Annotated in this window: 8 protein-coding genes and 1 tRNA gene; 3 read left to right on the top strand and 6 right to left on the bottom strand. The window is 61.7% G+C overall.

The window, feature by feature from the left end:
* The first annotated feature begins 293 nt into the window (after positions 1-293).
* The gene (locus BISU_RS06560; RefSeq protein ID WP_024463228.1) at positions 294-1,115 is read left to right on the top strand and encodes a TetR/AcrR family transcriptional regulator; all 822 of its coding nucleotides are present in this window, start codon (positions 294-296) and stop codon (positions 1,113-1,115) included.
* A 46-nt stretch (positions 1,116-1,161) separates the two neighbouring features.
* Positions 1,162-1,587, top strand: a complete 426-nt coding sequence (locus BISU_RS12860; RefSeq protein WP_024463227.1) for a metallophosphoesterase family protein — start codon at positions 1,162-1,164, stop codon at positions 1,585-1,587.
* A 65-nt stretch (positions 1,588-1,652) separates the two neighbouring features.
* Here BISU_RS12860 and BISU_RS06550 read toward each other — a convergent pair whose 3' ends face one another.
* Positions 1,653-3,173, bottom strand: coding sequence for a C69 family dipeptidase (locus BISU_RS06550; RefSeq protein WP_024463226.1), 1,521 nt, complete (start codon positions 3,171-3,173; stop codon positions 1,653-1,655).
* 428 nt (positions 3,174-3,601) lie between these two features.
* On the opposite strand from BISU_RS06550, the gene BISU_RS06545 reads away from it, so the two are divergent.
* The gene (locus BISU_RS06545) at positions 3,602-3,871 is read left to right on the top strand and encodes a mycoredoxin (RefSeq protein ID WP_033502613.1); all 270 of its coding nucleotides are present in this window, start codon (positions 3,602-3,604) and stop codon (positions 3,869-3,871) included.
* Positions 3,872-4,027: 156 nt separating this feature from the next.
* Here the strand turns inward: BISU_RS06545 and BISU_RS06540 are convergent, their stop codons facing one another.
* The 5 genes from BISU_RS06540 to BISU_RS06520 form a co-directional block, all read right to left on the bottom strand.
* On the bottom strand, positions 4,028-5,485 hold the full coding sequence (locus tag BISU_RS06540) for a DUF2252 domain-containing protein (protein WP_024463224.1): 1,458 nt from the start codon (positions 5,483-5,485) through the stop codon (positions 4,028-4,030).
* A gap of 213 nt (positions 5,486-5,698) precedes the next feature.
* Positions 5,699-5,772, bottom strand: a tRNA-Gly gene (locus BISU_RS06535).
* Between the two features lie 109 nt (positions 5,773-5,881).
* Positions 5,882-6,379 (bottom strand): holo-ACP synthase, encoded by a 498-nt coding sequence (locus tag BISU_RS06530; RefSeq protein ID WP_024463223.1) that lies wholly within the window; start codon positions 6,377-6,379, stop codon positions 5,882-5,884.
* Between the two features lie 233 nt (positions 6,380-6,612).
* A complete protein-coding gene (locus tag BISU_RS06525; RefSeq protein WP_024463222.1) occupies positions 6,613-8,427 on the bottom strand; it encodes an alpha-amylase family protein in 1,815 nt (604 codons plus the stop codon).
* Between the two features lie 719 nt (positions 8,428-9,146).
* Positions 9,147-11,411 (bottom strand): flavodoxin domain-containing protein, encoded by a 2,265-nt coding sequence (locus BISU_RS06520; protein ID WP_024463221.1) that lies wholly within the window; start codon positions 11,409-11,411, stop codon positions 9,147-9,149.
* Between the last annotated feature and the right edge of the window lie 161 nt (positions 11,412-11,572).

The raw sequence follows: 11,572 nt of genomic DNA, 5'->3' as shown, positions 1-11,572 counted from the left end.
ACTGCCCGATAGCTGCGGAGGAAGCTCCTGGCGCGGCCGTCGCAGCGGCTTCGGGCTGCTGGCCCGCAGGCTTGGCCGGACCGATACGGGAGGAGGAGTCGTTGCGCTCGCCCGTCGTGCGGCGCTTGTGCGAACGGTCGACGAGCACAGCGGCGACCACTGCCGCAATCACCAAGGCCACGAGTAGGACGATGCCGATTATCATAGTGGTATCCATACCAATAGCCTATGGTTTTCAACGGACAGCGCCGCTGCCGCACACTAATCTTCGCCGGTCGTGGGAGACTGGAGGCATGGCCAATGCTTCCAGAATGACGTCGTACCAGCGCCGCGAACAGCTTCTGACGATCGGGCGATCCCTGTTCGCCGCGAAAGGCTTCGAGGCGGTGAGCGTCGAGGAGATCGCGGCGAGCGCCAAGGTGAGCAAACCCATCGTCTATGAGCACTTCGGCGGCAAGGAGGGGCTGTACGCGGTGGTGGTGGATCGCGAGATGCGCGCGCTGAACGACGCTCTCACCAATGCGCTGGCCGACCCGCAGTCGCATCCGCGCCAGCTCGTGGAGCGCACGGCGCTGGCGCTGCTGACGTATATCGAGGAGAATACCGAAGGATTCCAAGTGCTGGTGCGCGACTCGCCCAGCACCGATCCGGTCGGGTCATTCAACTCGCTGCTGGGCGATGTGAGCATGCGCGTCGAGGAGATTCTCGACGAATCGTTCAAGAACCAGCATCTGCCCGCCAAAGGCGTGCCCTACTATGCGCAGATGCTCGTGGGCATGACGGTGTTCACCGGGCAGTACTGGGCCGACCAACGCAAAGTCGGCAAGGAGCAGCTCGCCGCGCATATCGTGAATCTGGCGTGGTACGGCCTCTCCCGGCTCGAAGCCAAGCCCGAACTGCGCTTCGAAAGCGGCAAAGCCAAAAAGGCGCTGCAACGGCGCAAAGATAAGCAAGCCAAGGAAGCATCCCGCCATGACAACGAGCCGCGAAGCAACGCCGCGGCTAATGCCGCGCCCGATCACGACGACGATGCCGATCCGAATGCCGACTCCACGCTCGACGCTGCGACTGCCGAAGCCGCCCGCAGCACCGCGGCAAACCAAGATATGGAATAAGACGTCGTCTGCTTCGCTAAGCGCAGGCTGAACGAAAAAATGCCTGATGCATGGCGGCATCGAGCGCGATATGCACGACGGACACCCCACTCAGTACGATACCGGCGAGGATCAGGCGTATCGCATCCTCGATTCCATTCATGGCATTGATGGCATGATCTGCGGGCATCAGCACCGTACGGCGTATGGCGAAAGCCATGGCGCATTGTACGTGCAGCCTGGATACCAAGGTGAATTCGTGGGCGCGATGCGCTTCGAGCTCGACGCCGATCATTCAATCCGATCCCAGTCCGCTTCACTGTTCGACACGACGGCGCTCAATCCCGAGCACGCGCTGGATGTTCAATCAGGCTTGGCGCTGCGCGAAGCGTTCAATCTTCTCCGATATCGCAGATGGCTCGAAGAACCCGTCGACATCAGCTATTTCGCGCAATGCATAATGTGCACGGCCTGCGCAGCGCAAGCAGCGTAACAGATCTCGAAATCCACGTTTTCAGCAGGATCTATCTGCCGAACCCGGCCGCAGCCGGCCTCCCCTCACTTGTCAGACAGCGAGAAGGCGTTGTTCATCAGATTGCTTGAGGTGAACAGCACCTGGGCCAGCAGCGCGTTCGTCCGCTCGCGAAGGTGGCTGGCCATGGTCTCGTTGGCCTGTTCGAGCATGTCGGGGGTGCTGTCATTGTCCTCGGCTTTGACCGCTGCATCGGCGCCGGCCACGAGCTTGTGCCCGTACGAGAGAATATCCTCGCGGAAATGCTCGAGATCCGCGCTGTTGCTGAGGAAATGCGGGTCGGCGATCGCCGCGATGATGCGATTCGTCCAGTACAGGGCGTCGGTGGTCACTTCGCCGGTCGTGCCGGCCAGATATTCCGGAGTCGTGCGCACATTGGTATAGAACGGCGCGACCGAGGTGAAGGGGTTCGATCCGAAGGCCAGCCACATCACCGCGCGATTGGCCTCGGGCACGTAAGGCCGCAGCTGCAGAATCGCTAGGTGGCCGTTGCGGTTGATGCCGATCGGACGGTAGCGATGGCGCGACTCCTCGGTGCCCTGCGTGCCGTAAATGTCGTAGGGCGTGTCCTCGTAATGCGAGCTCATGATGAAGTCGATGTCCTCGATCGTCACCTTGTTCTCTGGCACACGGCACCACGGGATGTCTTCCGAAATCGGCGTGAGCGGCGCGGCGGGCGAATCCCAGTCCTCGCTGGGGTTGAGGGTGCGCTGCATGTACCAGGCGCGCGGCGTGTTGTAGATATGGTCCTTCGGCGTGGCGGTGCCGAACAGCTTGCGTGGATTCAGATGCCTGAAATGCTCGGGGCTTTCGTCCATGCTGCGGTCGAGGTGGTTGGCTTCGATGAACTCGCGCATATCCGCGCTGCACATGTGGTTCTTCTGCCCGCCCAGCGCGTCGTCCAGATCGAAGTCGTCGATGCCGAGCTGGTTGGGAATCGTGGCATAGCAGTCGTCGGGCACGCGTTTGGCGATCCAATGGTGGCCGCCGATCGTTTCGACGTACCACACCTCATCCACATCGCTGATGCCAATGCCGTTGACCTCATAGGTGCCATACTGGGCCAGCAGTGCGCCGAGCCGCTGCACCGCTTCGCGTGCCGAATGCGCATACGGCAGCACCAGCGTGATGAAATCCTCCTCGCCGATGCCGCCCGGCTGCTCGGGCTCGTAATCGGTCGACTGCGTGTCATCGCCGCCCTGCGCCGGCTTGAGCACCACCATCGGGTCCGCGCCGAGCACGCGCTCGTTGACGGCCAGTGTTTCCGTTGCGGTCATGGCCACATTGCGCTCGCTGATGCCCGCCTCGGCGAGGATGCCGCGATTGGGCAGCGCGTTCGGCGCAATCGAGTAGTGGCAGGGGTCACCGGGCAGCTCGATGCTCACATGGCTCAGCGTGCTGCGGTAATGGCGCGGCTGATCTTCAGGATTCACCGCCACGAAACGCTTCGGGTCGAACTTGCCGTGGCCGGTGTCGTCGTCGCGAGCGATGATCGTCGACCCGTCGTAGGTTGCTGATTTTCCGATGAGAATGGTTGTGCAAGGCATGGCCACTACTCTATGGGAGGCTCGGACGAAACGCCACAGCTGGCTATATGGTGTTGCTCACGTCATGATGCCGTTGGCGGCTCACACTTGGTTCGCACTTTTTTATCCAGCTTAAAAAGCGTGAACCGAACGAACACAGGTCGTGGTAGCTTTCAGTCCTCTAATTGGCGAATTTTCAATGTGTAATGTCTGCAATAAGCAAACACGAAATATTCGTTTATCTCGCATTTTTTATACACCGCCAAAAAGTGCGAGCCGGTCGCTTTCAGCTCAATCCTCACACGAAGCGGCCAAGTGCGGTAGATTGCAAAATGACGCAAACAGATCGGGCAGCTTCCCGACACGGGATACGGCTGAGCAGCATGCAACCGCGGCATTGTATCCGTACGAACGAGCAGTCCGGGGCAGCAGAAGCAAGGAGATAGGCAATGACGAACGAGACACCGACCATCGAGATGTACGGCGCCGACTGGTGCGGGGACTGCCGTCGCGCGAAGGACGCGCTGAACCGCTTCGGCGTGGGCTTCACTTGGCACGACATCGAGCATGAGGACGGCGCAGCGGACAGGGCTGTGGAAGTCAGCGGGCAGAAGCACATCCCGGTCGTGCTGTTTACGGACGGCTCATTCCAAGTCGAGCCGTCCGCCAATGATCTCAAGGCGAAGCTCGAGGCACTGGGCCAGTTCCCGCAGGAATAGTCAGAGCCTCCCAAATCGGGCAACTGCAAACCGGCATGGCATCACGGATGAATCCTGCCAGAGCAAAGCCGCAGTTTCGGGCAAATTGAGGAGGCCGGTAACGCTAGGTCAAGGAGGGCCTGCCAGGAACGATCTTCCTCACTCCGCTCCATAGCCCTACTCCTGTGCCACTTCCGACGCCTCGACGCGACCGTCCGCGATGGCCTGCTTGTATGCCTCGTAGTCTTTGCTCATCTGGTCGGCGTAATCCAAGGACCATGCGCCCACCGCACGGTCGAAGACATCCGACTTTCCCAGATACCCGGCGATCCAGTAGCATGCGGGGCTCTGCGCGTGCGCCCGAGCCAGCAGTATGGCGCAGGTGCGGGCGTAGCGGGCAAGCATCGACCCGCCGATGGTGTCCACGTCGACGCTGCCTTTCATGTCGCGGAACTGGCGCACGTAATAGTCGCGATCCTCGAAGCTGAGCCAGCCCAGGAAATTGTCGGATACGCTCTGCAGCACCTGCTGGCAGGCGACAACGCGGCGGCCTTGGGAATATGCATCGCTCAGCACGCTTTTCGCGGACATCGTCGCAGAGAGCGCGGCCAGATCCCCGCTTTCGCCAGCGGCATCCAGCGGCTGGGCCTTCGATGCACGCAAAGTCTGGGCGCGGGTGATGACCGATTCCTGCGCCTCTTTGATCTGCAGCACGAGCGGAAGCCCATCAGGCCCTTCCAGCGCGACCACATAGCAGCGCGTCCCCACGCTGCCCACGCCAACGACGCGCAGCGCGATGTCGACCGGCCTGGTGTTAGCTACCAACAGGGCGATATCTGGCCTGACGCTGGACAGGTACTGCGTGGTCAGCTCGTTCACGGCATACTGATCCGCGGATCGCAAGTGCTGCAGCACCGGAGGCTCCTCGCGGAACCGACGCCAGCCATCAGGGCCTGTGACCATGAGCTTTTGAACAGCCTGCTCCGAAGTGCGCCGACGGGCCTTCTCCGTGACGCGCGTGAGCTCCTGGCGGCTGCGCCCATTCAGACTGTCGATGAGCATGTCATCGCGCACGGAAAGATAGTATCGATCAATCATCGGCATCTCTGCGAAACGCTTCATCGCCCGCCGATACGCGCCCACGGCCTTGGCTGCCACCCGTTCGGCGTCCTTGCGGTCGTTATTATGCGCCAACGATGCCATAGCGACACTCGCGGCCATGCGCTTGACATCCCACTCCCACGGTCCCGGCGCCGACTCATCGAAATCGTTGAGATCGAACATGAGATTGCGTTCTGGCGACGCATAGAAGCCGAAATTGCCGATATGCGCATCGCCGCAGATGATGACATTCACCCCGGTATCAGCCTGCCCGGCCAAATCGTACGCCATAAGGCCCGCCGTGCCCCGATAGAAGCGGAAGGGGCTGACGCCCATCCGGGCGTGGCGCAGCGGCACCAGCGAGGCGAGCCGTGACTCGTCCTGCGCGGTAATCAGATCCACCGGGTCGCGACCGTCAACCGAGCAATCCCGCGCCGCGCTCCTAGGCAGGCTCTTGCGGGCCTGGCGCCCTAGTTCTTCCTGCTCTTCGACGGAATGAAGCCCCACCGGAGGCACTGCGATCTGTCTGTACATGCGCTTTAGGGTAGCACTGGCGACTGTGCGGCTGTGTGACGATGATCGGGGAATACTATGGGAAGCGTCATTTCAAAAGGCACCCTAATGACGCTCATCCTGTTCGTACAGTGGTGGATTATGGAGAGAAACTTGGCCTCGTCCGATTCGTGTCCGCGCCGCCACAAACGGCTGGACAACTCGTAGGAACGTTGGTATCCAGCCGTTTTCGAGTGGAGCGGATGACGGGAATCGAACCCGCGTAATCAGTTTGGAAGACTGAGGCTCTACCATTGAGCTACATCCGCGTGGGACTGCTCGTGTGCACCGTCCGAAAACCGCAGCGCCGGCTTTCCAGACCGACTGCACAACAAACAACCTGAGTCATTATACATGGATTGCGTCATTGAGCAACCTTTATGCAAGTCCCAGCGTAACTACGGCGGAGGCTATCGGGCCGTCATGGCTCAGGGAGATATGCCACTGCAAGCCTTTACTCTGCGCCGCTGCACCCTGTGCGGGCATACCCTGCACTGCCACAGGCAGAGATTCCGCATCCGTCGCAAAACCGAGCGACTCGCGCAGCGTCGCCTCGACATCCGCTCTGAGCACAACGCGCGGTCGCGAGCGCGAATCGTCAAGGATCTCAACGCCGGCCCACGGGAAATCATCGAGCGTATACGGATTGGGGGCATCGCCAAGCGCTTCGCACCACGCCTTGAGTACCGCTTCCTTGCCGGCCCAGCGCACGGCGAGATGTGCCGACTCGCTGTCGTGCTTGGTCTGCGCACGTATCGCGCACTGCCGCAACTCGCGTGCGGAGAACAGCTCGCGCATGTGCGAGCCCGGCTCGACGAGCTGGCTGGCGAAAGCGGCGACATCGACCACGTCATGGCCTATGGCAATGAGTTCCATGCGTGTGTCTCCTTTCCGCGTCTTTCGCAGTTCCCTAATTTCATTCAACTTATCAGCGTCTCAGAGCGGGTCTCAGAACGCATCTCAGTTCCCAGCCGTCCGACAACTCCAGCATCTCGACATATCAGTATCTCAGTGCATCACCCATCCGACACAGTTAGACGATCAGTGCATCAGCCGCTCGACGCATCACTCACCCGGCACATCACCCGCTCAACACATCAAACAACCTTTCACCGCCGCACCAGCTGCGCCTCGTAGGCCCCGAGATCGGCGTCCATCGGCCCCATGATACTGTCGCTGCCGCCGAGCCGCGCATGCTGAGCCTGCCCGGTGAAGTTGAACAGGCCGACCAGCGTCTCGCCCTGCGACTTGCGTACGAGCGCGAACACCCCGTCGTTGTGCGCATCCCAGGTCGAGACCCATGCGTCCGGTGCGAAGCAGGGGTCGTCGCGCATCGAGCGTAATTCCGCCATGCCATCCCACAACCGGTTTTGCAACGTGCCAGATTCGCGGCGCAGCGCGGCCTTATCCCAGTCGAAACGGCTGCGATGCAGATTACGGCTGTCCTCGACGCGGTCGGGATCCTCCTTATAATTCCAGCCGTTGAGCTGCGCGATCTCGTCGCCGCAGCTGAGCATGGGAAATCCGCGCAGGAAGGCCATCGCCATGTGCAGGAGCAAGTCGCGGCTCACCGCGGTTTCGAGCGCCGGCTTGTCGTGCGTGATCACCGCGCGTTCGACGCCGCACAGGCTCGCCGTGGTGCCGCAACTGCGCGCGTCGCTGCTCGCGGCATCGTAGTTGTACAGCTCCCCCATCGCCCAGCTGCCGGGCACCGCGCCTTCGTAGAAATGGTACAGAAACTCCTTGTGTTCAAGCGGGTCGATGCCCAGCTCGCGCTCCTTGTCCTCGTCCAGCCCCCAGCCGATGTCGTCGTGGCAGCGCAGATAGTTGACGAACCAGCAGTTGGGCGGCAGGGCGTTGAGCGCATCGGTCTGCGCCTTGAGCAGCCGTGTGTCGCCGTTGGCGAGCGCGCTCCACAGGTTGACCATCATCGAAACGTTGTAGAGCATGTGGCATTCGGGCTTTTCGGGCGTGCCGAAGTACGCGGCGAGCTCCTTGGGCGCCATCACGACCTCGCCTTTGAGCACGACGGCCGGGCAGACGCATTCGAGCGCGATGCGCAGCATGCGCACGATGGCGTGCACCTGCGGCAGGTTGCGGCAGTTGGTGCCGAGCTGTTTCCAGATGTACGGCACCGCGTCGAGGCGCAGCACTTCGACGCCGAGGTTCGCCAGGTGCATGGCGCTGCCGAGCATGGCGACGAGCACCTTGGGGTTGCGGTAGTTGAGGTCCCACTGGAAGGGATAGAACTGGGTCATCACCCACTTGCCCATCTGCTCGTTCCAGCTGAAATTGCCCGGCGCGGCGCTGGGGAAGACCTGCGGCACCGTGCCATCGAATTGGTCGGGCACCGTGCGATCGTCGTAGCAGAAATAGTACGACTGGTACTCGGGGTCGCCTTCCTGCGCACGCCTGGCCCAGCGGTGCGTGGAGGCGGTGTGGTTCATCACGAAGTCGAGGCACAGGCTGATGCCGGCCTTGCGCAGCTTGGCGGTCAGCGCCGCCAAATCCTCGTTCGTGCCGAATGCCGGATCGACGTTGTCGAAGTCCTCGACCGCGTAGCCGCCGTCGTTGTGCGGATGCGGCATCTGCAGGATCGGCATCAGATGCAGGTAGGTGAGCTGCTGCTCCTGTAAATAAGGTATGCGATCCGCGAGCGAGTTGAGGCTGCCGGCGAACAGATCGGAGTACATCGTCATGCCGAACATGTCGCCGCGCTTGTACCATTCCGGGTCGGCCTCGCGGGCCTTGTCCAACTCGCGCAAGTCGCCCGGCCGTGCGGCATAAGCCTCGGCCATCGCCTCTTTCAGCGCATCGAGCGCCGCGCAGTCGTCATACAGCTCCATGAATAACTGGTCGAGCTCATCGCTGCGTTCAGCGAGTCGGGTGCGGAAAACGTCGTCGGCTTGCGCTGCATATCCCATGGGAAACTCCTTCGTTTCAGGCCTATGACCACCAGTGTATCGCACGACGGGCGCGCGATAAAACCGGTTTGACGTACGGGGGCGTTAAGCGCAGAACCCAGTGCTGAGCCGTAAAGCGAACAGCGCTGTGCCGAGGCATTAAGCGGACAGCACGGGCGTGCTGTCTGCTTTACGGCTCAGCACAGCGCTGTCTGCTAACGCCTCCGCCCGAACAAACGTCACAAGTGAAGCACTCCGACTTATGCGCACTACGGCACCACCGATATGCTGCCCCTTTTGTGACGCTACCTAGTGCATCAGCGTCACAAAAGGGGCAGCGCTTCTCGTGCAGTGCCCCTTTTGGGCCTCTTAGCCGCGGTAACCGTCACGAAAGGGACACTACCATCCACCCCCCGTCCCGGTATTCGTCGATATGATGCCGCCTTAACAACGCTTCCACATATAAGCTCCTACAGGCACTTATAAGTTTCGACATCGTTCGAGCCAATCGACAAATCACCCAAAAAGACTGCAATGACAGGGGTTTTGCAATAATCCGCATTTTCGTGAAATAAGATAAAGAACTTATGAGGCCATATAAATTCGCACGAACGTCCCCTCATCCAGCTACTCGTGAGCGCAAACCAAATAGGCGAATACAGGCCCGCCGCAGATGATGCCGCGAACAGCCAGTACAGTATTCGCTAGGTTGTATAGCTTGCATATATATAAGGTATGGCTCACACGTGCAGACGGCCGTCCGCACGCAGCTGGCTCACATAACCCTCGGCCCATTGCAGGTCGAGGTCGCGCATGGCCTGGCCGAAGAATCCACTGGCATTCACCACGCCGGGAACCGCGTGCCTGCGTCCGTGCGCGGCGGCGAGGGAGCGTGTCAGCGCATCTTCGATGGATTGCAGCACCGCATGACCGTGCCCGCACAGATACATGTGCGCCCCGGAATCCAGCCATTGCAGCAGGTCATCGCCATAGCGAGGCAGCGCATCCTGAATATGCTCGCCATGTCCAAGTTCGCCTTCGTGTCTCGACCAGACGGCGTCCAAGCGGGAGAGCACACCGCAATCGTGCCACTGTTCGAGTTCGTCACGATACAGGAAATCCTCATCGGGAGACCGGTCGGCGAAAATCAGCCAATCGCCGCCACGGCTCTCCTGCGGCGACGCATGCTCCGGCCCTGATGTTGCATGTCCCCGCACAGTCTTGCGCTCCTGCAGAAAGGCGCGGAACGGGGCGATGGCGCTGCCCAGCGCGATCATGACCATCGGCGCGGCATCGTCCTGTGGCATGCGGAAACGGGGATTCGGTACGAGGGAGAGCGACAGCCGCGTACCGATTGGCGCGTCGGCCAGATACGACGTGCATGCTCCGCGGTACTCGCGTCCGTGAGCGCGATACCGCACCGCCGTAACGGTCAGCTCAATGACGCGGCCGCCCGCGCTCGGCGCGTTCGCTATCGAATACAGCCGCGTGTTCCGCGCAGCGAACACATCCAGCAGCTGCTCGGGCGCGAACGTGGCAAGATAATCCTCGAAAAGCGCAGCCACAGGATGGGTACGTCCGTAATTGCGAGACTGCTGCTCGTCAGCCAGCAGCTCCTTCAGCCGCTTGTTGCCGCCGATCTGCGCGTAGCGAGTCATCAGTGCGAGATTGTTCTTCGTCACGTCGCGCGAGGTGCGCAGCGTTTCGTACACGTCCGCCACGCCTGTCGTATGCATGTCCTGCCCGGGGAGAGCCCGAGAGAACAGCCGCTCCATAATCTCGTCGCTATTGACATAGCGCACTGCGACCATGTCTCCCGGCCGGTAGTCGATGCCCGCGTCCGCCAGTTCCAGCCGGATTGTGAACACCTGCTTGTCCGCGCCCCGCGCCGTCAGCAATGTTCGGCCAGTCAGCACCGTCTCGCATTCCCTGGCCTCGGCGTGCGAGGCTGCAGCAGGGGCTTTCGACGGCCGCGCGAATCCAGAGTCGGGCATGCTGCCCGAAGTTGCGCATGCGCTCGATTCATCACGCGCTGTAGTCACCGGCGCGTGATGAATCGGGTGCCTGAGTGACGATGGCGCATCCAGCGCAGACGCGGTCTGCGGCGCTTCCGCAGGTGCCATCGAGGACGGCAACGCGGGTGTCGACGCGGGCATCGTCGCAGGCGTGGTCACGGCTGCGGCATCCGCTGCCGGGCGTTCAGGTCGCTGCGGCTGCGTCCGGCCTTCACCGCCGGAAGCGGAAGACCGCTCACCACGATGCCCTTCGCCGCCGCGCCCTTCGACACTGTGCCCTTCGACACCATGCCTTTCGACGCTGTGTCCTTCGCCGCCGCGCACGTCGACACCGAGCTCATCCCACAGCACCGGAAGCATCGCCTCGATCCACGCGGCCGCCGTTGCATCGTAGTCGTAGTCGCATTCGCCATGTTCGATCAGCCGCCGCCCTCCCAGCTGCTCGTATCGCCTGTCGAATTGGCGGGCCATGCGGTTGAAATCATCGCCATAGTCGCTGTCGCCCAGTCCCAGCACCGCGAAAACGGCGCCATCAAGCGGCGTATCGCGGCACGTCATCACGTAGTCATGCAGCCGCTCGGCCCCATACGGCGGCTCCCCCATGCCCTGAGTCGAAGTGACCATAAGCAGGACATCCTCCGAAGACAGCCGGGCGGTGTCATAATCCGCCGCCTCCACCAGTTCGACGTCGCTCCAAAATTGTGCCACAGCATTGAGCAGCTGCTCGGCCACCTCCAGCGAGTTGCCGGTTTCCGAGGCGGCCAGTATCGTGACGTGACGCCGCCCTGATCCACGTGTCTCGCTGCGCGTTTCGGTTTCGCTGTGTATTTCCGCCTCACCACGCATCCCAGCTTCGCCATGCATTCCATCTTCGCTGCGCATCCCCGCTGCGCCATGCATTCCATCTTCGCTGCGCATCCCCGCTGCGCCATGCATTCCATCTTCGCTGCGCATCCCCGCTGCGCCATGCGCATCCGCCATATCGCTCATTCCGCTCGCCTTTCAGTCGCATGGCCTACCACGTCAAACACGGCCATAGCATCAACGCATCCATTCCGCCCCCGCCCAGCATGCCCAGCCCGCGAACAATGCGAATCCTCGCCGCTGCGCCGTGCCGAGCGGTCGAGCTTGAGCCCTGCCGTGTTGACGAC

Origin of the sequence: Bifidobacterium subtile (genome assembly GCF_000741775.1) — a bacterium.
Lineage (GTDB): Bacteria > Actinomycetota > Actinomycetes > Actinomycetales > Bifidobacteriaceae > Bifidobacterium > Bifidobacterium subtile.
The sequence above is the reverse complement of the archived record's forward strand: the minus strand, read 5'-3'. Positions and strand labels throughout refer to the sequence as shown.